Below are 24,734 nucleotides of genomic sequence, written 5' to 3'. Positions count from 1 at the left end.
GCGTACGGCCGGCTGCGCCGTCCGGGGCATGACCGGGGCCGCCGGGCTTGGCACGCTCGTCGGCATGGTCCTTCCACCGCGCTGGCGCAAATTCGTCTTGACCGTTCACGTGATCACCGCGGTCGGCTGGCTCGGCGTCGACCTGGTCCTGCTGACGTTCGGCATCGCCGGGCTGGCCGGTGCGGATCCCGAGATCGTCTATCCGGCGCAGAGCATGATCGGCCGGCTGCTCTTCACCCCGCTGAGCGTGCTGGTCTGGCTGGTCGGGGTGGCCAACGCGGTCCTCACGCCGTGGCGCCTGTTCCGGCACTGGTGGGTGCTGGTCAAGCTGGTGCTCACGACGGTGATGCTGTGCCTGGTGCTGTTCCTGCTCTACCCCGGGCTGGTCGAGGCCGGCGACCTCGCCGGCGCGCTGCCGCGACCCGACCGGATCAACATGGTGGTGGCGCCGACGGTCTCCAGCAGCCTGCTGATCTTCGCGACGGTGATCTCCACCTACAAGCCCTGGGGGCGCACGCCTAGCCGGCCTGTTGCTCGATCACGATCTCACTGATCACCCGCTGGCAGCGGTCCAGCTCCTCGATCAGGCCCTGCATCTCCTCGATCGCCGAGACGGCGTTCTGGGTGTCGCTGCGGATGCCGCCCACCTGGCCGCCGATCTCGTTGGTCGCCGTCGCGGTCTCGTTGGCCAGGTCCTTGACCTCGCTGGCGACGACCGCGAAGCCGCGCCCCGCCTCGCCGGCCCGGGCCGCCTCGATGGTGGCGTTCAGCGCGAGCAGGTTCGTCTGCTTCGCGATCGTCGCGATGAGCTCGACGACCTTGCCGATCTCGGTGCTGCTGGCCTCCAGCCGCTGGATCACCGCGACGGCGGTCTGCGCGGCGCGCACCGCGGACTGCGTGGCCGTCGCCATGTCGCTGCTGACGTTCGCCAGCCGGTGCACGGAGTTGTGCGGGCTCTCGTCCTGGAAACGGACCGTCTCCGCCTCCCGGCCCTGATCCTGATCCTGGTAGCCGTCCCCAGATTCCCAGTCGGTCATCGCGCTCCACCCATAGCCGTCGTCCCCATACCCCAAGATTCGCATCCTTCAAGGGCGGTTTCCGGCGATTCCGGATGATTAGGACCAGAAGCGGCGGCGGCTCGACGGCGATTCGCAAGACCGGTCAGCGATTCGTCCTGCGCTGCAAACGCCTGTACAACTCTTGCAATTGGTTGACGTAAGATTCCGTTCGTGACCAAACGTCTCGCCGAGGTGGCGAAGAAGGCCGGCGTCAGCGAGGCCACCGTCAGCCGGGTGCTCAACGGCCGCAGCGGCGTCTCCGAGGCGACCCGCGCGTCCGTGCTGACGGCCCTTGACGTCATGGGCTACGAGAGACCGACGAAGCTGCGCGGTGAGCGCGGGCGGCTGGTCGGCCTGGTACTGCCCGAGTTGCAGAACCCGATCTTCCCGGCGCTGGCCGAGGTGGTGACCGCGTCGCTCGCGCAGCGCGGCTTCACGCCGGCACTCTGCGCCCGCACGATCGGCGGCGTGCCCGAGCGCGACTACATCGAGATGCTGCTGGACCATCAGGTGTCCGGCGTGGTCTTCGCCGGCGGCTCGTACGCCCTCGCCGACGCCGAGCACGGGCACTACCGGCAGCTGCTCGACCGGCGGATGCCGGTCGTGATGGTCAACGGCGGCGTCGACGGCCTCGGCTTCCCGCACATCTCGACCGACGACGCCGTCGCCGTCGAGCAGGCGTACGGCCACCTGCGCTCGCTCGGCCACGAGATGATCGGCCTGGTGATGGGCCCGGAGGACCACGTGCCGTCGCGCCGCAAGCTGGCCGCCGTCAAGGTCGCCGCGGGCTGGTCCGGGCCCGAGTCACAGTGGCCGGTCGAGCGCACCAACTTCTCCATGGAGAGCGCCCGGCTGGCCGCCACCCGGCTGATCCAGCGCGGCGTCACCGCGATGATCTGCGCCAGCGACGTGCTGGCCCTCGGCTCGATCCGGGCGGCACGCCGCCTGGGCCTCGAGGTGCCGCGCGACGTGTCCGTCGTCGGCTACGACGACAGCGCGCTGATGACGTGCACCGACCCGCCGCTGACCACCGTCCGGCAGCCGATCGAGCTGATGGGGCAGGCCGCGGTCGACGTCCTGGTCAACCAGATCGAGGGCGCCGCGGCGACCACCGACGAGCTGCTCTTCGAACCGGAACTGGTGGTACGCGGATCCACCGCACCGGCGCCGAGCCGCGACTGAGCAGGACATTCACCACCTTCACCGGGCGGGCCCCTCGTGGGCCCGCCCTTCTTTGTGCCCCCGATCACGATGGTCGAGTTTTTTCGACTGTTGGTTCACTTCTTGCGTGACGCGGTTTGACTTTGTATCGTCACTGCCACGAAACACGGCATCGAGAACCCGTCACATTTCGGACTTACCCATAGGCGCGCACCCACCCAGGAAGGGCGTAATCCCCCATGTTCAAATCCAGGCTGCGCAGTGCCCTCGGGCTCCTGCTCGTCGCCGGAGTCGCCATGTCCGCCGCCGCGTGCGGCGACGACGGCGACGCGGCGACGACATCGAAGGACGGCAAGGTCACGCTGGTGATCAACGGCCTTCCGCCCGCCACCGAGAAGGCGACGCACGACCGCTTCCTCGCCAACGTCGCCGAGTTCGAGAAGGCGAACCCGAACATCAAGATCGACGCCCGCGAGGGCAAGATGGACCCGCAGACCTTCCCGGCGAAGCTCGCCGGCGGCCAGCTCGAGGACGTCTTCTACGTCTACTTCACCGACCCGGCCAGCCTGATCGCCAAGCGCCAGGTGTCGGACATCAGCAAGTACCTCAAGGACTACCCGATCACCTCGCAGCTCAAGCCCGAGGTACTGCGGGTCTTCCAGGACGACAAGGGCGCGACGTACGGCCTGCCGTACAAGAACTACTCGATGGGGCTGCTCTACAACCGGGCCCTGTTCACCAAGGCCGGCCTCGACCCGAACAACCCGCCGAAGACCTGGGCCGAGCTGCGCACGGCCGCCAAGAAGATCGCCGACCTCGGCGACGGCACGGTCGGCTACGGCGACTACAGCAAGAGCAACACCGGCGGCTGGCACTTCACCACCGAGCTCTACTCCCTCGGCGGCGACGTCGCCGTCAACAACGGCGGCACCTGGAAGGCCGCCTTCAACAGCCCGCAGGGCAAGCAGGTACTCCAGCAGCTCAAGGACATGCGCTGGGTCGACAACTCGATGGGCCAGAAGCAGCTCCTCGAATGGGCCGACCTGCTGCAACAGATGGGCTCGGGCAAGCTCGGCATGTACCTCGCCACCGCCGACAACATCCCGACGATCGTCAACCAGTACAAGGGCAAGTACGAGACCTACGGCCTCGGCCAGATCCCGGACGGCAAGGGCACGCTGGGTGGCGGCGAGGGCTACATGTTCAAGGCCGGCCTGAGCCCCGAGAAGATCAACGCCGGCCTCAAGTGGCTGACCTTCTGGTTCACCTCGGCCGACCGCTACGAGGCCGAGAACAAGTGGGCGAGCGAGACCGACCAGCCCGTCGGCCTGCCCGAGCCGGCGATCTTCACCGGCGCGGCGGCCGAGACGCAGGCCGCGGCCGACAAGAAGTACGCCAACGTGCCGCAGGAGAACTACGCGCCGTTCGTCGCGGCGATGAGCGGCATCCCGGTCAAGCTCGAGCCGCCGAACGCCCAGCAGATCTACGCGGCCCTCGACGTCGCGATGCAGAAGGTCCTGACCGACAAGAACGCGGACATCGACAAGCTCCTCGCCGATGCCGAGACCCAGACCAACAGCATCCTGGCCAGCGTCAAGTAACCGGCCCGGCCGCCGGCGGGCATCCACCGCCGGCGGCCGCCCCTTGAGAAAAGGAACGACAATGGCGGTAGTCACGGCGGTACCGGGGCGCGGATCCCGCGTACACCGCCTGCGCCGGAGGATTCAGGACAACCTGCTGGCATACGCGTTCATGGCGGCGGGCCTGGCGTGTTTCGCCTTCTTCTCCTGGTATCCGCTGGTGCGGGGCGTGATCCTGAGCTTCCAGCAGGACAACTTCGTCGCCCCGCCGTACTGGGTCGGCCTGGACAACTACCGCGCGCTGTTCGCCGACCCGCTCTTCTACACGGCCTGGCGCAACAGCCTGCTGTTCACCGGGCTGGCCCTGGTCTTCGGCTTCGTGCTGCCGTTCTTCATCGCCGTGCTGCTCAACGAGTTCCGGCACTTCAGCGGGTTCTTCCGGGTCCTGGTCTACCTGCCGGTGATGCTGCCCCCGATCGTGGCGGTGCTGCTCTGGCGCTACTTCTACGACCCGGGCAACGGCCTGTTCAACACGGTGCTGCGCGGCGTCGGGCTGCCGGAGTCACAGTGGACGCAGTCCTCGAACACCGCCATGATCTCGCTGGTCCTCGTGTCCACCTGGGCCAACCTCGGCGGCGCGACGCTGATCTACCTCGCCGCCCTCCAGGGCATACCCGGTGAGCTGTACGAGGCCGCCGAGCTGGACGGCGCGAGCATCTGGCAGCGGCTGCGGCACGTCACGCTGCCACAGATGCGGTTCATCATGCTGGTCCTGCTGCTGCTACAGATCGTCGCGACGATGCAGGTCTTCATCGAGCCGTTCGCGCTGACCGGGACGTCGAATCCGGACACCATCACCGTGCTCATCCTGGTCTACCGCTACGCCTTCACCGTCAACCAGGACTTCGGCCTCGCCGCCGCGATGAGCGTGCTGCTCTTCGTGGTGCTGGGCGCCTTCTCCGCGCTGTACCTGTGGCTCACCCGGACCGGGGACTGAGGAGACTGCCATGACCCTTATCGCCCCGCCACAGGCCCCGGCCGGCGGCGCCACGCCGGCACCGGCGGCACCGCGCCGCAAGCGCGGGCTGGTCGGCACCAGCCCGGCGACCCGTACCCTCGTCTCCACGGTCGACCTGCAACGGCACCGCGGCCTGTACTTCACCGTGCTCGGCCTGACGATCACCGTGTTCGTGCTGGTCTTCCTCGTGCCGCTGTACTGGATGTTCTCCAGCGCGGTGAAGTCACCGGCCGAGTACGCGCTGAGCACCCCGACGTTCATCCCGCACTCCTGGCACCCGGACACGTTCGCGACCGCGTGGTCGAACATGCGCATCGCCAAGTACTTCACCAACACGGTGCTCTACGCGGCCGGCGGCTGGCTCATCGTGCTGACCTTCGACGTCGCCCTCGCGTACGGGCTCAGCAAGCTCAAGCCGGTCTTCGGCAAGATCCTGCTCGGCGCGATCCTGGCCAGCCTGATGCTGCCGGCCTCCGCGCTGCTGGTGCCCGCCTACCTGACCGTCGTCGACGTGCCGCTGCTGCATGTCAACCTGCTGAACACGCCCTGGGCGCTCTGGTTGCCGGCCGCCGCGACCGCGTTCAACGTCTACGTCCTCAAGCGCTTCTTCGACCAGATCCCCGACGACCTGCTGGACGCCGCCTCGATCGACGGCGCGGGCCGGCTGCGCCAGCTCTGGTCGATCATCCTGCCGCTGTCCCGGCCCGTCCTGGGCGTCGTGTCGATCTTCATCATCATCGCGCTCTGGAAGGACTTCCTCTGGCCGCTGCTGGTGCTGCCGGACCCCGAGTCGCAGACGCTCAGCGTGGCCCTGCACCGGCTCGCCAACACCAGCCAGGTGCCGCCGACCGACTTCATGGCCGGCCTCGCCATCGCCAGCATTCCCATGATCGTCGTGTTCCTGATCTTCCAGCGCAGCATCATCGGCGGACTCTCCGCGGGCTCGATGAAGGGCTAGCACGCACCGGCTCGGCCGGGCGGTCAGCGTCGACCGCCGGGACCCGTGCGCCCGAAAAATCCTCGTCGAGACTTCAAGAAAGCAGGCAATCGTGGCTATTTCCGACCAGGATCCCTGGTGGCGAGACGCCGTCATCTACCAGGTGTACCCGCGCAGCTTCGCCGACAGCGACGGCGACGGCATCGGGGACATCGACGGCATCCGCGGCCGCCTGGACCACCTGTCGGACCTCGGCGTCGACGCGATCTGGATGAGCCCCTGGTACCCGTCCCCGATGGCCGACGCGGGCTACGACGTCGCGGACTTCCGCGACATCGACCCGGTGTTCGGCGATCTGGCCGGCGCGGAGGCGCTGATCACCGAGGCGCACGCCAAGGGCATCCGGATGATCGTCGACATCGTGCCGAACCACGTCTCCAGCGAGCACGTGTGGTTCCGCAGGGCCCTGGCCGACCCGGACGCGCCGGAGCGCGAGCTCTTCTGGTTCCGCCCCGGGCGGGGGCCGGACGGCGCCGAGATGCCCACCGACTGGGCCGGCGAGTTCGGCGGCACCACCTGGACCCGGACCACGAACCCCGACGGCACACCCGGCGACTGGTACCTGCACCTGTTCACCCCGGAGCAGCCCGACCTGAACTGGGACCACCCGGCCGTGCGCGCCGAGTTCGAGGACATCCTGCGATTCTGGTTCGACCGCGGCGTCGACGGCATCCGGATCGACTCGGCCGCGCTGCTCTTCAAGGACCGCGACCTGCCGGCCGTGGTCGACGGGCGGCCGCACCCGTTCCACGACCTCGACGAGGTGCACGAGGTGTACCGCGCCTGGCGCCGGATCTCCGACAGCTACCCGGGCCGGGCGCTGATCGGCGAGGTCTGGATGCCGGAGGTCGACCGGTTCGCCAACTACCTGCGCCCCGACGAGCTGCACGCCGCGTTCAACTTCGACTTCCTCGGCTGTGCGTGGGACCCGCGGCTGATGCGCGAGTGCATCGACCGCACCCTGCACGCGCACGCCGCCATCGGCGCGCCCGCCACCTGGGTGCTGTCCAATCACGACGTCACCCGCCACGTCACCCGGTACGGCCGGGAGATGACAACGTTCAGCTTCGAGAACAACCTCGACGGCAGCCCGGTCGACCTGGAGCTCGGCACCCGCCGGGCACGCGCCGCCGCGCTGCTCTCCCTGTCGCTGCCCGGCGCCACCTACGTCTACCAGGGCGAGGAGCTCGGCCTCTGGGAGAACGAGAACATCCCGGTCGACCAGATGCAGGACCCGATGTACGCCCGCCGCGGGCACAGCCGCGACGGCTGCCGGGTGCCGCTGCCGTGGACCGGCGACGAGGCGCCGTTCGGCTTCACCACCGCCGAACCGTGGCTGCCCCAGCCCGCGGAGTGGAAGGACCGCACGGTGCAGGCGCAGACCGGCGACCCGAACTCGATGCTCGAGCTCTACCGGTCCGCGATCGGCGTCCGGCGGGCCGAGGCGGGGCTGCATCAGGACGCGATCGGGTGGCTCCCCGCCGGACCCGAGGTCCTCGCGTACACCCGCGGGCGGGACTTCGCCTGCGTGCTCAACATGTCCGGCGCCGCGGTAGCGCTGCCGGACCACGAACTCTGCCTGCTCAGCAGCGGTCCGCTCGACGGTGACCTCCTCCCCCGGGACACCGCCGTCTGGCTGCGCCTGCGAACCGACGGCTGATCACCCGCGGACCCGCGCCGGATTCACCGCCGGCGCCGGGCCCGCCGTCACGAAGGGAGACGCACCACCCGGGGGCTTGGCCACCTGACGAAAGGGATCCCCATGGCCAACCGCACCGCTCACAGATACCTGGCCGTCCTCACCACCACCGCCGCGGTGGTGGCCGCGTCCGTCGCCGCGGTCACCTGGACCGCGTCCCCGGCCGGCGCCGCCGGCCTGTCACCGTTCGACATCGCCGGCCGCGGCGCGACCGTGCCGTTCGTCGAGACCGAGGCCGAGAACGCCGCCACCAACGGCACCCGGACCGGCACCAGCCGCTACTACGGCCAGCTCTCGTCGGAGGCGTCCGGCCGCGAGGCCGTCACCCTGGACGCCGTCGGCGAGTACGTCGAGTTCACCCTGACCAGGCCCGCGAACGCGGTCACCTTCCGCTACAGCCTGCCCGACGGCAACAACGGCGCCGGCCGGGACGCGACGATCGACGTGCGGGTGAACAACGCCGTCGTGCGCTCCGTGCCCGTCACGTCGCGGTACAGCTGGTTCTACGGCGGCTACCCGTTCAACAACAACCCGGGCGACTCCAACCCGCACCACTTCTACGACGAGGCACGCACCCTCCTCGGCACCACCTACGCGGAAGGCACCAAGATCCGGCTGCAGGTCAGCTCGACCGCGCAGTCGCCGTCCTTCACCGTCGACCTGGCCGACTTCGAGAACGTGCCGGGCGCGATCGGCAAGCCGGCGAACGCCATCGACGCGGTCGCCGACTACGGCGCGGACCCGACCGGCGCGACCGACTCGACCGCGAAGATCCAGGCGGCGGTCAACGCCGGCAGCGCGCAGGGCCGGACCGTCTACCTCCCGCAGGGCAACTACACGCTCTACAGCCACGTGATCGTGGACCGGGTCACGCTGGTCGGCGCCGGGCCCTGGTACACGGTGCTCGGCGGGCGGCATCCCACCCAGCGCAACCTGGCCGCGGGCATCTACGGCAAGTACAACAACCAGGGCGGCCCCTCGCAGAACGTCACCGTCCGGGACCTCGCGATCATCGGCGACATCCGCGAGCGGGTGGACGACGACCAGGTCAACGCGTTCGGCGGGGCCATGTCCAACTCGGTGATCGACAACGTGTGGATGCAGCACACCAAGGTCGGCGCCTGGATGGACGGCCCGATGGACCGGTTCACCATCCGCAACAGCCGGATCCTCGACCAGACCGCGGACGGGGTGAACTTCCACATCGGCGTCACCAACTCCACGGTCACCAACACGTTCGTCCGCAACACCGGCGACGACGGCCTGGCGATGTGGGCCGAGAGCGTCCCGAACGTCGCCAACTCGTTCACGCACAACACCGTCGTCGCGCCGATCCTGGCGAACAACCTGGTCAGCTACGGCGGCCGGGACATCGTGATGACCGACAACGTGGTCTCCGACACGGTCACCAACGGCGGCGGCATCCATGTCGCCAACCGCTATCCCGGCGTCAACGGGGCGACCGGCGTGCAGGGCACCTGGACGCTGGCCCGCAACACCCTGATCCGGGCCGGCAACTCCGACTACAACTGGCAGTTCGGCGTCGGCGCGATCTGGTTCTCGGCGCTCAACGAGGCGTTCCAGAACCCGACGATCAACATCACCGACACCGACATCCTGGACAGCTCGTACGCGGCGCTGATGTGGATCGAGGGCCAGACCAACGGCATCCACCTGGACAACGTCAACATCCAGGGCGCGGGCACGTACGCGCTCCAGGTGCAGGCGGCCAGCCAGGTCAGCTTCAACAACGTGCGGGCCAGCGGGATCGCGCAGGCCAAGCCGATTCACAACTGCGTCGGGCCGTCGTTCCAGATCACCCGGACCGGCACCAACACGGGCTGGTACACCGACACGCCGGACTGCGGGCCGTGGCCGGCGCCGCAGTGGGGCAACAGCACGACGACGCCCCCGACCAACCCGCCGACGACGCCGCCGACCACCCCGCCCACAGGTGGAAACCTGGCGCAGGGCAAGGCCGTCACCACCTCCAGCAACTCCGGGCCGTACGTCGGCGCGAACGGGGTGGACGGCAACGCGGCCACGTACTGGGAGAGCGCCAACGGCTCGTTCCCGCAGACGTACACGGTGGATCTGGGTTCCGCACAGAACGTCGGCCGCCTGGTCCTGAAGCTGCCGCCCGGCTGGGAGACCCGGTCGCAGACCGTGGCGGTCTCGGCCTCCACCGACGGCGGGTCCTACTCCTCGCTCGTGGGTGCGACCGGCTACACGTTCAACCCCTCCGGCGGCAACACCGCGACGATCAACCTGCCCGCCGGCAGCCGTCGCTACCTGCGCCTGACCTTCTCGGCAAACACGGGGTGGCCGGCCGGTCAGCTCTCAGAGCTGGAGGCGTACGCCGACGGCGGCACGACGCCACCGACGACGCCGCCACCGACGACCACGCCGCCGCCCTCGGGCAACCTCGCCGCGGGCCGGCCGGTCACCGCGACCAGCCAGGTCGACGTCTACACGCCGGCCAACACGGTCGACGGCAACGCGGGCACCTACTGGGAGAGCGCCGGCAACGCGTTCCCGCAGTCGCTGACCGTCGACCTCGGCCAGGCCCGCGCGGTCTCCCGCGTCGTGCTCAAGCTGCCGCCCGCGGCCGCCTGGGCCACCCGGACACAGACGCTGTCCGTGCTGGGCTCGGCCGACGGCTCGTCCTTCGGCACCGTCAAGGCATCCGCCGGCTACACGTTCAACCCGTCCTCCGGTAACACCGCGACCGTCTCGTTCACCGCGACGACGCAGCGCTACCTGCGGCTGACGTTCACCGGCAACACCGGCTGGCCCGCGGGCCAGCTCTCCGAGTTCGAGGTCTACGCCTCCTAGCAAGGCCGGCTCCCCCGCTCCCTCACGGAAGAAGGCGCGCATCCCCATGTCCAGATCAGTCAGAAAGATACTGTCCGCGGCCGTCGCCGCCGGACTCGTCACCGCGCTCGTCCAGCTCGTAGCCCCCGCCGCACCCGCCGCGGCGGCCGGCCCCAACCTCGCCGCCGGCAAGGCCTTCAGCGCCAGCAGCTTCACCGACGTGTACGGCGCCGGCAACGCGGGCGACGGCAACGCCAGCAGCTACTGGGAGAGCCAGAACAACGCGTTCCCGCAGTGGCTACAGGTCGACCTCGGCGCCTCGGTCAGCGTCAACCAGACCGTCCTCAAGCTCCCGCCGGCCGCCGCCTGGGCCACCCGCACGCAGACCCTCTCCGTGCAGGGCAGCACCACCGGCTCGAACTTCGCGGACCTCAAGGCGAGCGCCGGCTACACGTTCAACCCGTCCTCGGGCAACACCGTGACGATCGACTTCGGCGCCGCCACCACCCGCTACCTGCGGCTGAACATCACCGGCAACACCGGCTGGCCGGCCGGCCAGATCTCCGAGCTCGAGGTGTACGGCCCCGCGACCGGCGACACCCAGGCACCGACCGCGCCGACCGGGCTGGCCTACTCCCAGCCCGCCGCCGGCCAGATCCGGCTCACCTGGAACGCCTCGACCGACAACGTCGGCGTCACCGGGTACGAGGTCTACGCCAACGGCGCGCTGCGCACCACCGTCGCCGGCACCGTCCTGACCTACCTGGACAACCAGCCGGACAGCGCGACGGTCACGTACTACGTGCGGGCCCGGGACGCCGCCGGCAACGCGTCCGGCAACAGCAACACGGTCACCCGTACCGGTCAGGGCGGCGACACCACCGCGCCGACAACGCCCGGAACGCTGACGTACACCCAGCCGGCCGCCGGGCAGATCCGGCTCGCCTGGGGCGCCTCGTCCGACAACGTCGGCGTCACCGGGTACGAGGTCTACGCCAACGGCGCGCTGCGCACCACCGTCGCCGGCACCGCGCTGACCTACACCGACAACCAGCCGGCGAGCGCGACCGTCTCCTACTACGTCAAGGCGAGGGACGCGGCGGGCAACCTGTCCGCGGCGAGCAACACGGTCACCCGGACCGGGACGGTCACCGACGGCACCAACCTCGCCGTCGGCAAGCCGATCACCGCCTCCTCGACCGTCTTCACCTTCGTCGCCGCCAACGCCAACGACAACGACACGGCGACCTACTGGGAGGGCAGCGCCTACCCCGCGACGCTGACCGTCTCGCTCGGCGCCAACGCCACCACCAGCTCCGTCGTGGTCAAGCTCAACCCCGCGACCGAGTGGGGTACCCGCACACAGACGTTCTCGATCCTGGGCCGCGAGCAGAGCGCCTCCGGCTTCACCACGCTCGTGCCGTCCGCGACGTACACGTTCAACCCGGCGACCGGCAACACGGTGACCGTCCCGGTCAGCGCGACCGCCGCCGACGTCCGGCTGAGCTTCACCGCCAACACCGGCGCGCCCAGCGGCCAGGTCGCGGAGTTCCAGGTCATCGGCGTACCCGCGCCGAACCCGGACCTGACCATCTCGGCCATGTCGTTCTCCCCGGCCGCGCCGGTCGAGACCGACACGGTGACCCTGTCGGCGACCGTGCGCAACGCCGGCAACGCGGGCAGCCCGGCCACCGACGTCAACTTCTACCTGGGTACGGCGAAAGTCGGCACCGCCGCCGTTTCCGCGCTCGCGGCCGGCGCCTCCGCGACGGTCACGGCGAGCATCGGTGCGCGCGACGCCGGCACGTACGTGGTCAGCGCCAAGGTCGACGAGGCCGGCACGGTCATCGAGCAGAACGACGCCAACAACTCCTACACCAGCCCCACCAGCCTCGTGGTGGCCCCGGTCAGCAGCTCGGACCTGGTCGCCTCCGTGGTCAGCTGGTCGCCGGGCAACCCGTCCGCCGGCCAGACGGTCACCTTCTCGGTCACCATCAGGAACCAGGGCACCCAGGCCTCGGCCGCCGGCGCGCACGGCGTCACGCTCACCGTGCTGTCCGACTCGGGCGCCACGATCCGGACCCTGACCGGCTCCTACTCGGGCACCCTGGCACCCGGCGCGTCCTCGCCGGCGATCAACCTGGGCACCTGGACCGCCGTCAACGGCAAGTACACGGTCCGGACCGTCATCGCCGACGACGCCAACGAGTTGCCGGTGAAGCGGGCCAACAACACCAGCGAGAAGCCGTTCTTCGTCGGTCGCGGCGCGAACATGCCGTACGACATGTACGAGGCCGAGGACGGACAGACCGGCGGCGGCGCCGCCGTCGTCGGCCCGAACCGGACCGTCGGCGACCTCGCGGGCGAGGCCTCCGGCCGCCGGGCCGTCACCCTCAACTCGACCGGCAGCTACGTGCAGTGGACGACCCGGGCGAGCACGAACACGCTCGTCGCCCGCTTCTCCATCCCGGACAACACCACAAGCTCCATCAACGTCTACGTCAACGGCACCCTGAACCGCACGCTGCCGCTCACCTCGAAGTACGCGTGGCTCTACGGCGACGAGAAGGCGCCGCAGAACTCGGGCACCGGCCCGCGCCACATCTACGACGAGGCGAACATCCTGCTCAACGGCACGGTGAACGCCGGCAGCGTCATCAAGCTGCAGAAGGACTCCGGCAACGGCGGCAACATCGCGATCGACTTCATCAACACCGAGCAGGTCGCGCCGGTCGCCAACCCGAACCCGGCGACCTACGTCGTACCGGCGGGCTTCGACCAGCAGTCGGTGCAGGCGGCGTTCGACGCGGCCCGGATGGACAGCGGCAAGGTCGGCGTCTACCTCCCGGCGGGCGACTACCAGACCTCCAACAAGTTCCAGGTGTACGGCAAGGCGCTCCAGGTGGTCGGCGCCGGACCCTGGTACACGAGGTTCTTCACCCCGCAGACGCAGTCCGAGACCGACGCCGGCTTCCGGGCCGACGCCACCGCCAACGGCTCGACGTTCAAGAACTTCGCGTTCTTCGGCAACTACACGATCCGCATCGACGGCCCGGGCAAGGTCTTCGACCTGGCCAACGTCTCGAACATCACCATCGACAACGTCTGGGCCGAACACACGGTCTGCCTCTACTGGGGCGCGAACACCGACCACATGACGATCAAGAACTCCCGGATCCGCAACCTGTTCGCCGACGGCGTCAACATGACGAACGGCAGCACCGACAACCTGGTCGACAACAACGACGCCCGGGCCACCGGCGACGACAGCTTCGCGCTCTTCTCGGCGATCGACGCGGGCGGCTCCGACGAGATCAACAACGTCTACTCGAACCTCTCCTCCACGCTGACCTGGCGCGCCGCGGGCATCGCGGTCTACGGCGGGTACGCCAACACGTTCAAGAACATCTACATCGCGGACACCCTGGTCTACTCGGGCATCACGATCAGCTCGCTGGACTTCGGCTACCCGATGAACGGCTTCGGCGCGAACCCGCCGACCGTGTTCGACAACATCTCGATCGTCCGGGCGGGTGGCCACTTCTGGGGCGACCAGGTCTTCCCGGCGATCTGGGTCTTCTCCGCGTCGAAGGTCTTCCAGGGCATCCGGGTGAGCAACGTCGACATCGTCGACCCGACCTACTCCGGGATCATGTTCCAGACCAACTATGTGGGCGGCCAGCCGCAGTTCCCGGTCAAGGACACCGTCTTCACCAACGTCTCGATCAGCGGGGCGCGTAAGAGCGGTGACGCGTACGACGCGAAGTCGGGTTACGGGGTCTGGGCGAACCCGCTGCCGGAGCCGGGCCAGGGTCCGGCGGTCGGCTCGGTGACGTTCAACAACCTGCAGCTGAGCAACAACTTCAAGGACATCGAGAACCCGACGACGACCTTCACCATCATCCGCAACTGACGTACGGATACCAGGCGGGGCTCGCACCCACGGTGCGGGCCCCGCGCCATGTGGTTGCGCTTTGACGGGTGGGGCCGGGGGTGACCACGCACGGCGGGTGGATCGTTTCTATGCCGTGCGTGGTCACCCCCGGCCCCACCCTTGCATTGGATCCTGTTGCGGCAGGTTGTGGTTGCTCGCTGCTGGGTGCTTGGGCGGGCTCGGTGGTCACCGTGCGGTGGGTGGTCTGGCTGCCGCGGTGGTGGGTGCGGTTTGGGATTTTGTTGGGCAGGCCGGGGTGGGTGGTGGGTCAGGCGAATTGACCGCGCCGGTTCCGGTTAGTGACTTGATCGCATGGCTGATGTCCGTCAGACGGCGATCAGGCGGCTGGTACCAGCACTGTGTTCGGCTTGGCCGGGTCGGTGTCGTCGCTGTGGGGGTCGGGGCGTGCTTTTCTCGGGAAGGCGAAGGTGAGGGCGAGGAACGCGACTAGCAGGGCGGCCAGGACGGTCAGGGTGTGCTGGTAGGCCTGTTCGGCGGTGCCGGTGGTGATGGCGTCGAAGAAGACGGATCCGGAGATGGCTACGCCGATCGAGCTCGCGATGGACTGCACGGCGGTGAGTACGCCTGACGCGGAGCCGATCTCGTCGTCGCGGACTGCGGCCGGGATGACGCTGAACAGGGCGGCTATTACTGCGCCCGAGCCGGCGCCGGCCAAGGCGATGCCGGGCACGACGTGCCAGATCGAGAAGGCGCCGTCGTGTTCTAGTTCGGTCCAGAGCAGCGCGGCTCCGGCGAGTTGGACGGCGGCGCCCAGCTGCAGGATCATCCGGCCTAGTTTCTCGGCGAGGATCGCGCCGCTGAGGGCGCCGCCGATGGCGGTGCCGATCGCGACCGGCAGGTTTCCCAGGCCGGCTTGACCGGCGGTGAAACCGTGGCCGATCTGGAGGAACAGGGTGAGCACCAGTTGGGTGCCGATGAGCGCACAGAAGAACAGGGCGATGCCGGCAAGCCCGATCGTGTAGGCGCCGCGTCCGAAGATCGTCGGGAGGACCAGCGGGGTGCGTCCGCGGCCGAGGACTCCGCCGACGAGGCGAACCGGCTGGTGGCACCACTGATCGAGGGTGTCGAGAGCCTCAAATTCCTGGACGCCCTGGTCCAGGCCTACGACCACGGCGCACCGTGACAACACCGCTCGTTACCTCAACGTGAGCCCTGTAGGGCGGCGCCGTTGGAGATCCGGCTGGTGCGGTCGGTGGTCTGGCTTTCGCGGTGGTGGCTGGGGTGGGGATTTTGTCGGGCAGGCCGGGTGGGTGGCGGGTCAGGCAAACCGACCGCGCCGGTCCTGGTCAAAGTTTGACGGAGACCGCCACATCGTCAAGTTCTGCCCATTCGACGGTCCCGTGGTAGTAGTCGTCGTTCTTCGCCCACAGGAACCCGGCCGGGATGGTGTGGGCGGCGTCGTTGTTCGGGCCGCGCCACCAGATCGCTCGGACATCGTCGCCATCGCGGGCCATCAGCTCCAGGACGCCGCCGCCCCGGTGGCGGGCGGTCGTGGTGAAGGAGACGGCCAGCGCGACCTGTTCGTGGGGCACCAGGACAGTCCAGAAACCGGGGAAATCCTCGCTGGCGCCGGGGCTCTCGGCGTCCGCCGCCACGTTCACGCCCTGCGGGCGCCTCGATCCGTACGCCTCCCGCAGCAACTCCCCGTCGACCAGCACATACCTGCCGGACAGCACACCGTCGCGTGCGGCGGCGCGGGCCTGCGCCGCGAGGAAATCGGGGCGGCCGGCTGCCGACCCTGCCGCGCCACCCGCACTCATGGGATCATGCTAGCGACCGCGCGCAGCCCGGCGGGCCGGCTCCATTTCTCCGGTCAATATTCAGGGCAGTTCGGGAGATCAGGTTCTTTTCTGGATCAGAGTGAAGATGCGGCGCCGCTGGTAAGACGGCTGCGTACGCCGTCGGTCACGGCGTACATGCGGGCCTCGGCCAGGTCGAAGTAGAGGCCGACCACGGTGAGGCGGCCCGCGTCGGCGGCGCGGCGGACGCTCGGGTAGGTGTGCAGGTTCGCCAGTTGTTGTTCGACGTTGGCGATGATGCATTCCTCCTGGTGTTCGCGGCCCGCCAGGTCGATGCCGGCCGAGCCGAGCCAGCCTCCCAGCGCCGACTGCGCGTCCGCGGCGCCGGCCATCATCGCGCCGACCGCGCCGCAGCCGGAGTGGCCGCAGATCGTGATGGTCGCGACGCCGAGGACGTCGACCGCGTACTCGATGCCGGCGCCGATCGAGGTGTCGGCGGCGCCGTACGCGGGGACGATGTTGCCGACGTTGCGCATGCAGAACAGGTCGCCCGGGCCGCTCGTGGTGATCAGGCTGGGCACCAGGCGTGAGTCGGCGCAGGTGATGAAGAGCTGTTCGGGGCGTTGGCCGTCGCGGGCCAGGCCGGCCAGGTGCGGGCGGACCAGCGGCGCGATGCTGCGCTCGAACTCGTCGATGCCCGCGGCCATCGCGTCGCGGCGCTGGTCGTTGAGGGAGATCCACTGTGACCAGGAGCCGAGGAAGCGCGGCACCCGGCCGGGATGGGAGCGGGCCGAGCCGAGCCGGCCGGACGTCGCCCGGTGGAACCAGCTGTCCTGCACCTCCTGGATGTCGACCCGGCCGCCGGCGCGCTGGTACGCGTCGCGCCACTCCTGGATGGTCTCGAACGCGCCGTGGTCGAGGTAGTCGAGGTGCAGTTCGAGCTCGACCACCTCGCCCGCGGGGATGCTCGCCAGCTCCCGGGCGACCCGGCTGGAGCCGACGAAGGCCAGCGTGCCGGTGATGACCACGAGCCAGCGGCCCGGGCCCGGCGAGGAGCGGTGTATCTCGCAGCGGGCCAGCCGGCAGAGCATGAACAGGACCGCGGTGGCCATGCCGAGCGCCACGCCGGTCAGCAGGTCGGTGAAGATCACCCCGAGCGCGGTGACCAGGTACGTCGGCAGCTCACGGTGCCGCACGTACTCTTTGATCTGCGCCAGGCTGACCAGCCGCAGGCCGACGACGACAAGAACGGCGGCGAGCGCGGCGAGCGGGATCTGTTCGAGCAGCCCGCCGAAGGCCAGCACGCACACCGCGATCCACACGCCGTGCAGCACGGCGGAGGCGCGGGTCCTGGCGCCGGCCGCGACGTTCGTGGAGCTGCGCACGATGACGCCGGTGACCGGCAGCCCGCCGAGCGCCCCCGACACCGTGTTGGCGGCGCCCTGTGCGAGCAGTTCGCGGTTGAGGTTGGCCCGCGGGCCGCTGTGCAGCCGGTCGACGGCGACCGCGGAGAGCAGCGACTCGACGCTGCCGACCAGGGCGATGGTCAGCACGGCGACGAGGATCTCGCCGGCTCCGGCGTCGGGCCAGCGGGGGAAGGTGAGCTCGCCGAGGGGGTTCTCCGGCAGGTCGACGCGGGCCACCTCGAGGCCCGCCAGCGCGGCCACCGCGGTCGCGACGGCCACCGCGACAAGCGCCCCGGGCAACAGGGACACCTTCACGAGGCGGGGCCAGATCAGCAGGATCCCGGTGGTGAGCAGGCCGATGAGGATCGAGACGCCGTGGTTGCCGGCGATCTGTGCGGGCAGTTCGCGGAGGTTCTGCCAGGCACCGCTCTGCGGTGCGCCGCCGAACACGACGTGCACCTGGCTGAGCGCGATGACGATGCCGATGCCGGCGAGCATGCCGTGCACGACGGCCGGCGACAGGGAGAGCGCGGCCCGGCCGAGCCGGGAGACGCCGAGCACGATCTGGACGAGCCCGGCCATGGCGAAGAGCGCGGTCGTCTCGGCCCAGCCGAAGTCGGCGACGACGCCGGCGACGACCACGGTCAGGCCGGCGGCCGGGCCGCTGACCTGTAGCGGGGCCCCGCTGAGCGCGCCCGCCACGATTCCGCCGACGACCGCGGCGATCAGGCCGGCGAGCAGCGGCGCGCCCGAGGCGGCGGCGATGCCGAGGGACAGCGGGATCGCGATGAGGAAGACGACAACGGAGGCGGGTACGTCGTGCCGCAACAGAGTGCGCATCGGCGTGGCGGTCCTTCCCGGCTTAACTCACAAGTGGGATATTTCGGACACCATAGCCACTGCGGATGAACACTCGGTTACATAACGTGGGCGACGGCCGTATTCTCAGCGGCTTCCCAGCCGGGCCCGCGCCCGGGCGACGGGTCCCAGCGCCGCGGTCAGCACCGCCATCCGCCGGGGATACGACACCACCGCCGCCCTGGTACGCACGCAGCGCATCAGCACGTCGACCGCCCGGTCCACGGTGATCATCATGGGCCGCACGGGCGCCTTGGCCATCTTGGTGTCCACGAATCCGAACCGGACCGTGCTGACGTGCACCCCCCGCGGCCGCAGCGCGGCGCCCAGCGCGATCAGATAGGACGACAGCCCGGCCTTCGACGCGGCGTACCCCGGCGCGACGGGCGTGATCAGCGTGTCCGCGAGGCTGGACAGCCCGATGAAGTGCCCGCCGCCCGCCGCCAGCATCCGCGGCACCACGACCTCGACGGCGCGGGCCGCGCCGATCAGGTTCACCTCGAGGACCCGGGTCTGCGCCGCGAGGTCGTCCGGGTCGAGCAGGTCACCGACGCCGGCGGCGTACACGCAGAGGTCCACGCCGCCCGCCGCGTCCAGGGCCCGGGCCAGGCTCGGCGGGAACTCGGGCGTGGCGACGTCCGCCGCCACGTGAACGTACCGGTCGTGCTCGACCGCGGCCGGCCGCCGGGACATGCCGGTGACCGCCCAGCCCTCCGCCAGCAGCCGCCGGGTCAGGGCCAGGCCGATGCCGTCGGTGTTGCCGATGACGAACCCATGTCGCACGGCACGGGAGCCTACCGCCGGAGGGCCCGGCGCGGGCCTCCGGCGGACGGGTGGTCAGCGGCTGTCGGAGTCCTCGCCGGTGATGGCGGCCCGGCCGGCCTCCAGGCGCGCGACCGGCACCCGGAACGGCGAGCAGGAGACGTAGTCGAGGCCGACCTCGTGGAAGAAGTGCACCGACTCCGGGTCGCCGCCGTGCTCGCCGCAGACGCCGAGCTTCAGCTCCGGGCGCACCGCGCGCCCCTCCTCGGCGGCGATCCGGATGAGCCGCCCGACGCCCTCGCGGTCGATCGACTCGAACGGCGAGATGCCGAAGATGCCCAGCTCCAGGTAGCGCCAGAAGAACGCGCCCTCGACGTCGTCGCGGGAGAAGCCCCAGCCCATCTGGGTCAGGTCGTTGGTGCCGAACGAGAAGAAGTCGGCGGCCTCGGCGATCTGCCCGGCGGTCAGCGCGGCCCGCGGCACCTCGATCATCGTGCCGATCAGCACGTTGACGCCGCTGTCCGCGACGACCTCGGCGACGATCTGCTCGCACTCCTGCCGGACCATCTCCAGCTCCTGCACGGCGCCGACCAGCGGCACCATGATCTCCGGGTGCGGGTCGAGGCCCTCGCCGGCCAGCTGCACGGCGGCCTCGGTGATCGCCCGGACCTGCATCGCGAACAGGCCGGGAATGACCAGGCCCAGGCGTACGCCGCGCAGGCCCAGCATCGGGTTCTGCTCGTGCATCCGGCGTACGGCGTCCAGCAGCTCGGCGTCCTCGGCGTGGTCCTCGCCGCGCTCGCGGGCAACCGCGACGTTGACCGCCAGCTCCTCCAGCGACGGCAGGAACTCGTGCAGCGGCGGGTCGATGAGCCGGACCGTCACCGGCAGGCCGTCCATGGCCCGGAACAGGTCGACGAAGTCCGCGCGCTGGAGCGGGAGCAGCGCCGCCAGGGCGTCCGAGCGCTCGCCGGGTGTCGCCGCGAGGATCAGCCGCTCGACCAGCTCGCGCCGGTCGCCGAGGAACATGTGCTCGGTGCGGCACAGGCCGATGCCCTCGGCGCCGAAGCGCCGGGCCCGGGCCGCGTCGTCGGCGGTGTCGGCGTTGGTGCGCACGGCCAGGTCGCGGGTGGCGTCGGCGTGCGACATGATCTTGTGTACGGCGTCGACGAGCGGAACCTCGGCCTCCGCGCTCGACAGCGTGCCCTCGAAGTACTGCACCACCTCCGACGGGCGCACCGGGACGGCGTCGAGGTACACGCAGCCGGTGGTGCCGTCGATCGAGATCACATCGCCCTCGTTGACGGTCCGGCCGGCGACGGTGAAGCGGTCGGCCGCGATCTCGAGCTGGTCGGCGCCGCAGACGCAGGTGCGGCCCATGCCCCGGGCGACGACCGCCGCGTGACTGGTCTTGCCGCCCCGGGCGGTGAGGATGCCCTGCGCGGCGATCATGCCGGCCAGGTCCTCGGGGTTGGTCTCCCGGCGCACCAGGATGACCTGCTCGCCGGCCGCGGCCAGCTCGACGGCGCGCGGCGCGCTGAACACGACCTTGCCGACCGCGGCACCCGGCGAGGCGCCGATGCCCTTGGTCAGCGCGACCGGGTCCGCGGCGAGGTCGAAGCGCGGGAACATCAGCTGGGCGAGCTGGGCGCCGGACACCCGGCGCAGCGCCTCGTCGAGGCTGATCATGCCCTCGCCGACAAGCTGCGCGGCGATCCGGAACGCGGCGCCGGCGGTGCGCTTGCCGACCCGGGTCTGCAACATCCAGAGCTTGCCGCGCTCGATGGTGAACTCGATGTCGCAGAGGTCGCGGTAGTGCCCCTCGAGCTTCGCCATGATCGTCAACAGCTCGTCGTACGAGCGCCGGTCGAGGGTCCTGAGCTCGTCGAGCGGGATCGTGTTGCGGATGCCGGCGACGACGTCCTCACCCTGGGCGTTCTGCAGGTAGTCGCCGTAGATGCCCTGTGCGCCGCTCGCCGGGTCCCGCGTGAACGCCACGCCCGTACCGGAGTCCGGGCCGAGGTTCCCGAAGACCATCGCGACGACGTTCACCGCGGTGCCGAGATCCGCCGGAATGCGTTCCTGGCGGCGGTAGAGGACGGCGCGTTCCGCATTCCAGGAGCGGAAGACGGCCTCCATCGCCAGGCGCAACTGCTCCTTCGGATCCTGCGGGAAGTCGTGCCCGGTGTTTTTGGCGAAAATGCGCTTGAAGCGATCCACGAGGGCCTGCAGGTCAGCGGCGTCGAGATGCAGATCATCGGTGGCGCCGCGGGCGGTTTTCGCCTCTTCCAGCGCGTTCGAGAATTCCTCGCCGGGCACGTCGCAGACGGTCTTTCCGAACATCTGAATGAGCCGCCGGTACGAGTCCCAGGCGAAGCGCTCGTTGCCGCCGGCCTGTGCCGCGAGGCCCGCGACGCTCTCGTCGTTGAGCCCGACGTTGAGCACGGTCTCCATCATGCCGGGCATCGAGAAGGCGGCACCCGAACGCACCGAGACCAGCAGCGGGTCGCTCGCGTCACCCAGCCGGCGGCCCATCGCGGACTCCAGCGCGGCGAGATGGGAGTCGATCTCCTCGGCCAGCCCGGCGGGGTTGTCGCCGGTGGCCAGGTAGGCCTGGCAGGCGCGGGTCGTGACGGTGAATCCGGCCGGCACCGGAAGACCCATGCGGGTCATCTCGGCGAGGTTCGCACCTTTGCCACCGAGCAACTCCTTGAGGCCCTTGTGACCTTCCGAAAAATCGTAGACGTACTTCTCGCCGGCATTTCCCACGACTGCCTCCCCACAGGTGATGCGTCATCGACCTAATACCTGAACGCTCTTTCAAGGGTGTCCGGAGAGTAGGGGTCGCGCCAGTCGTGGCCCTAGGCCTCGTGAGTAATTGCACAAGCGCAGGCGTGGTTGGGCTCGAAAGAGCATGACTTCGAGCAGCCCCGAGCATCAGCGCGCACGCGGCCCTCCGGCGCCACCCGCCCGGGTGGTGCCGGGCTGCCCATGCTTGGCAGCCGCCGGAAATGGGCACGTCACAGGTTCGGCACATGGGCTGGTAAGGCTCCGGACGATGGACGACGACATAGGCGGTCTTGGCATGACGGAGTCACTCAAGGTCTCTGAGGACGACGGAACGGAGGGTGCGCGCGCCGCCATCGGCACCGACCTGACGCTCGGCGTCGAGGAGGAGCTGCACGTGGTCGACCTGCGGACCCGGGAGCTCGTGCCCAGGGCGCCGGAGGTGCTCGATCAGCTCGACGCGGCGAACTTCTCCGCCGAGCTGCACCGCTCGGTGGTCGAGACCAACACCGAGGTCGCGGCAACCCTCGACGACCTGCGCGACGGGATCGTCACGCTGCGCCGGCGGGCCATCGGGGTCGCCGAGTCGCTCGGGCTCGGCCTGGTCGCCGCGGGCACGGTCCCGGTGGTCGACCTGGACTCGCTGCCGGTCACCCCGACCTCGCGGTTCCGCCAGATGCTCGACGAGTACCAGATGCTCGCCCGCGAACAGCTCATCTGCGGCGCACAGGTGCACGTCGGCATCCCCGACCGGGACGAGGCCGTCTCGATCGCCCAGCGGGTCGCCCCGGCCCTGCCGGTGCTGCTCGGCATCTCGGCGAGCTCGCCGTACTGGATGGGCGAGGACAGCGGCTACGCCAGCGTGCGCTCGCTGGTCTGGCTGCGCTGGCCGACGGCCGGCGACAGCGGCGTCGTGACCTCCGCCGAGGACCACGACGCGCTGGTCGCGGACCTGATCGCGTCCGGCACGATCACCGACCCCAAGATGGTCTACTTCGATGTACGCCCGTCCGCGCACGTGCCGACCGTCGAGCTGCGGGTCACCGACTCCAGCCCCGACGCCGACACCGTGGTGCTGCTGGCCGGCCTGTTCCGCGCCCTCGTGCTGCGGGCACGCCAGGACTACCGCGCGGGCCTGCCGATGGTGCCCACCCGGCCGCCGCTGCACCGGGCCGCCATGTGGCGGGCCGCCCGCTCCGGGCTCGAGGGCGACCTGCTCGACCTGCCCCGCTCGCCGGTGCCCGTACCCGCCGCGGTCGCCGTCGAGCGCCTCGTCGGCGACCTGCGGCCACAGCTTGAGGAGCTCGGCGACTGGGACCAGGTCTTCGACCTCTCCGTGCAGATGCTCAGCCGGGGCAGTTCGGCGGCACGGCAGCGCCGGGCCATGGGCCGCCGTGGGCGCATCTCCGACGTCGTCGACCTGCTGGTCGCCGACACCCGGGGCGGCGCGACCGGCATCGGCCCGGACGGCCGGACGGTGCCGGCCGGGCTCACCCCGTACGCGGCCAGCGGCGACGAGGCTTTCCCGGGCGGCGACGCCCTGCCGGCGTACCAGGGGATCGTCAACGTCCTCAGCGCGCTCGGCCCCGCCGGGCTGCGCCGCCGCGAGGACGCGCGCGACGACGAGCAGCGCGCCCGCGGAATCACGTTCAGCGTGGCCGGCGAGGCCGCGACCCGGCTGTTCCCCTTCGACCTGGTGCCCCGCATCGTGCCGGCCACCGACTGGCGGGAGTTGCAGGCCGGGCTGATCCAGCGGGTCCGCGCGCTGGACGCGTTCGTCAACGACGTCTACGGCGAGCGGGCCGTGGTCCGCGACGGCGTGGTGCCCGGCTGGGTCATCGACGGCTCACCCGAGCTGCGGCCCAGCGGCGCCCTGGTACACCGGCCCGGGGTACGCGCGCAGGTCGCCGGCGTCGACCTGGTCCGCGACGCCGACGGCGGCTGGTTCGTCCTCGAGGACAACCTGCGGGTGCCGTCCGGCATCGGCTACGCGATGCAGAACCGCCGGCTCACCGAGAGCGTGCTGCCGGAGCTGCCCCACCCCGACGGGCTCAACGGCATCGAGGAGACGCCGCGGCTGCTGCTGCGCACGCTGATCGAGGCGGCCGGGCCGGCCGCGAGCGACGATCCGGCCGTGGTCGTGCTCAGCCAGGGCCCCGACGACTCGGCCTGGTTCGAGCACCGGCTGCTCGCCGAGGAGATGGGCGTCCCGCTGGTGCGCAGCACCGACCTGCTGGTCGAGGACGGCCGCGTGCGGCGCATCCGGAACGGGCGCCGTTACGCCGTCGACGTGATCTACCTGCGGATGGGCGAGGACAGCCTGGTGCACTCGCCCGGCGCCGACGGGATGCCGCTCGGCCCCAGCCTGGTCGCGGCCCTGCACGCCGACACGATCGTGCTCGCCAACGCGCTCGGCAACGGCATCGGCGACGACAAGGCCGTGTACGCGTACGTGTCCCGGCTGATCGGGTACTACCTCGGCGAGAAGCCGCTGCTGGCGGACGTGCCCACGCACCTGTGCGGCATCCCGGAGCAGCGGGCCGAGGTGCTCGACCGGCTGGACGAGCTGGTCTGCAAGCCGGTCGACGGGTACGGCGGCGACCGGATCGTCATCGGCCCGCACGCCTCCGCCGAGGACCTCGCCGCGGTGCGCCGGCAGATCAACGCGGCGCCGCACCGCTGGGTGGCGCAGGAGGTCGTGGCCCTCTCCACCCACCCGGTCTTCGACGGCCACCAGCTGGCGCCGCGCCACGTCGACCTGCGCGCGTTCGTCTTCACCGGCGACACGTCGGTGGTGGCGCCGGTCGCCCTGACCAGGGTCGCGCCGGCCGACAGCATGATCGTCAATTCGTCCCGCGGTGGCGGCTCGAAGGACACCTGGCTGCTCGGCTGAATCGGTA

15 protein-coding genes are annotated in these 24,734 nt (G+C 70.3%); 9 read left to right on the top strand and 6 right to left on the bottom strand.

The features are described 5' to 3' along the window. Positions 1-64: 64 nt before the first annotated feature. Positions 65-553 (top strand): hypothetical protein, encoded by a 489-nt coding sequence (locus tag BJ971_RS07200; RefSeq protein ID WP_184990954.1) that lies wholly within the window; start codon positions 65-67, stop codon positions 551-553. On the opposite strand, the gene BJ971_RS41975 is transcribed toward BJ971_RS07200, so the two are convergent. Then, positions 519-1,037, bottom strand: coding sequence for a methyl-accepting chemotaxis protein (locus tag BJ971_RS41975; RefSeq protein ID WP_184990952.1), 519 nt, complete (start codon positions 1,035-1,037; stop codon positions 519-521). The genes BJ971_RS07200 and BJ971_RS41975 overlap by 35 nt on opposite strands. Positions 1,038-1,229: 192 nt before the next feature. Between BJ971_RS41975 and BJ971_RS07190 the strand changes: the two genes are divergently transcribed. From BJ971_RS07190 to BJ971_RS07160, 7 genes are all read left to right on the top strand, one after another. After that, positions 1,230-2,240: a LacI family DNA-binding transcriptional regulator gene (locus BJ971_RS07190; protein WP_184990950.1), complete on the top strand. Its 1,011-nt coding sequence runs from the start codon at positions 1,230-1,232 to the stop codon at positions 2,238-2,240. 218 nt (positions 2,241-2,458) lie between these two features. Next, complete coding sequence (locus tag BJ971_RS07185) at positions 2,459-3,820, top strand: ABC transporter substrate-binding protein (protein WP_184990948.1); 1,362 nt, start codon at positions 2,459-2,461, stop codon at positions 3,818-3,820. 61 nt (positions 3,821-3,881) lie between these two features. Next, positions 3,882-4,796 carry a carbohydrate ABC transporter permease gene (locus tag BJ971_RS07180; protein WP_184990946.1) on the top strand — a complete coding sequence of 305 codons (915 nt, stop codon included), beginning with the start codon at positions 3,882-3,884 and terminating at the stop codon, positions 4,794-4,796. A 10-nt stretch (positions 4,797-4,806) separates the two neighbouring features. Further along, positions 4,807-5,775 (top strand): carbohydrate ABC transporter permease, encoded by a 969-nt coding sequence (locus BJ971_RS07175; protein WP_184990944.1) that lies wholly within the window; start codon positions 4,807-4,809, stop codon positions 5,773-5,775. Between the two features lie 97 nt (positions 5,776-5,872). Continuing rightward, complete coding sequence (locus tag BJ971_RS07170) at positions 5,873-7,474, top strand: glycoside hydrolase family 13 protein (RefSeq protein ID WP_184998702.1); 1,602 nt, start codon at positions 5,873-5,875, stop codon at positions 7,472-7,474. 102 nt (positions 7,475-7,576) lie between these two features. Next, positions 7,577-10,348: a galactose-binding domain-containing protein gene (locus BJ971_RS07165; RefSeq protein WP_184990942.1), complete on the top strand. Its 2,772-nt coding sequence runs from the start codon at positions 7,577-7,579 to the stop codon at positions 10,346-10,348. Positions 10,349-10,394: 46 nt separating this feature from the next. Next, positions 10,395-14,240 (top strand): discoidin domain-containing protein, encoded by a 3,846-nt coding sequence (locus tag BJ971_RS07160; protein WP_184990940.1) that lies wholly within the window; start codon positions 10,395-10,397, stop codon positions 14,238-14,240. Between the two features lie 358 nt (positions 14,241-14,598). Here BJ971_RS07160 and BJ971_RS07155 read toward each other — a convergent pair whose 3' ends face one another. From BJ971_RS07155 to ppdK, 5 genes are all read right to left on the bottom strand, one after another. Beyond that, complete coding sequence (locus tag BJ971_RS07155; protein ID WP_203709762.1) at positions 14,599-15,393, bottom strand: MFS transporter; 795 nt, start codon at positions 15,391-15,393, stop codon at positions 14,599-14,601. A 175-nt stretch (positions 15,394-15,568) separates the two neighbouring features. Then, positions 15,569-16,042 carry a hypothetical protein gene (locus tag BJ971_RS07150; RefSeq protein ID WP_184990936.1) on the bottom strand — a complete coding sequence of 158 codons (474 nt, stop codon included), beginning with the start codon at positions 16,040-16,042 and terminating at the stop codon, positions 15,569-15,571. A 95-nt stretch (positions 16,043-16,137) separates the two neighbouring features. Then, complete coding sequence (locus BJ971_RS07145; RefSeq protein WP_184990934.1) at positions 16,138-18,267, bottom strand: SulP family inorganic anion transporter; 2,130 nt, start codon at positions 18,265-18,267, stop codon at positions 16,138-16,140. A 105-nt stretch (positions 18,268-18,372) separates the two neighbouring features. Continuing rightward, the gene (locus BJ971_RS07140) at positions 18,373-19,068 is read right to left on the bottom strand and encodes an SDR family NAD(P)-dependent oxidoreductase (protein WP_184990932.1); all 696 of its coding nucleotides are present in this window, start codon (positions 19,066-19,068) and stop codon (positions 18,373-18,375) included. A gap of 54 nt (positions 19,069-19,122) precedes the next feature. Further along, positions 19,123-21,816, bottom strand: a complete 2,694-nt coding sequence (gene ppdK / locus BJ971_RS07135; RefSeq protein ID WP_184990930.1) for a pyruvate, phosphate dikinase — start codon at positions 21,814-21,816, stop codon at positions 19,123-19,125. Positions 21,817-22,105: 289 nt separating this feature from the next. Between ppdK and BJ971_RS07130 the strand changes: the two genes are divergently transcribed. Further along, the gene (locus tag BJ971_RS07130; protein ID WP_260414863.1) at positions 22,106-24,727 is read left to right on the top strand and encodes a carboxylate--amine ligase/circularly permuted type 2 ATP-grasp protein; all 2,622 of its coding nucleotides are present in this window, start codon (positions 22,106-22,108) and stop codon (positions 24,725-24,727) included. Positions 24,728-24,734 lie beyond the last annotated feature (7 nt).

It is taken from the genome of Amorphoplanes digitatis (assembly GCF_014205335.1).
Taxonomy (GTDB): domain Bacteria; phylum Actinomycetota; class Actinomycetes; order Mycobacteriales; family Micromonosporaceae; genus Actinoplanes; species Actinoplanes digitatus.
Note: the sequence above shows the minus strand (reverse complement) of the source record. Positions and strands in the feature narration are given on the sequence as shown.

What these genes read in the sequence shown, in the direction of transcription:
- BJ971_RS07145 (WP_184990934.1), bottom strand. Translation starts at nt 18,267, where the DNA reads ATGCGCACTCTGTTGCGGCACGACGTACCCGCCTCCGTTGTCGTCTTC.
- BJ971_RS07160 (WP_184990940.1), top strand. Translation starts at nt 10,395, where the DNA reads ATGTCCAGATCAGTCAGAAAGATACTGTCCGCGGCCGTCGCCGCCGGA.
- BJ971_RS41975 (WP_184990952.1), bottom strand. Translation starts at nt 1,037, where the DNA reads ATGACCGACTGGGAATCTGGGGACGGCTACCAGGATCAGGATCAGGGC.
- BJ971_RS07175 (WP_184990944.1), top strand. Translation starts at nt 4,807, where the DNA reads ATGACCCTTATCGCCCCGCCACAGGCCCCGGCCGGCGGCGCCACGCCG.
- BJ971_RS07150 (WP_184990936.1), bottom strand. Translation starts at nt 16,042, where the DNA reads ATGAGTGCGGGTGGCGCGGCAGGGTCGGCAGCCGGCCGCCCCGATTTC.
- BJ971_RS07180 (WP_184990946.1), top strand. Translation starts at nt 3,882, where the DNA reads ATGGCGGTAGTCACGGCGGTACCGGGGCGCGGATCCCGCGTACACCGC.
- BJ971_RS07165 (WP_184990942.1), top strand. Translation starts at nt 7,577, where the DNA reads ATGGCCAACCGCACCGCTCACAGATACCTGGCCGTCCTCACCACCACC.
- BJ971_RS07130 (WP_260414863.1), top strand. Translation starts at nt 22,106, where the DNA reads ATGGACGACGACATAGGCGGTCTTGGCATGACGGAGTCACTCAAGGTC.
- BJ971_RS07185 (WP_184990948.1), top strand. Translation starts at nt 2,459, where the DNA reads ATGTTCAAATCCAGGCTGCGCAGTGCCCTCGGGCTCCTGCTCGTCGCC.
- BJ971_RS07200 (WP_184990954.1), top strand. Translation starts at nt 65, where the DNA reads ATGGTCCTTCCACCGCGCTGGCGCAAATTCGTCTTGACCGTTCACGTG.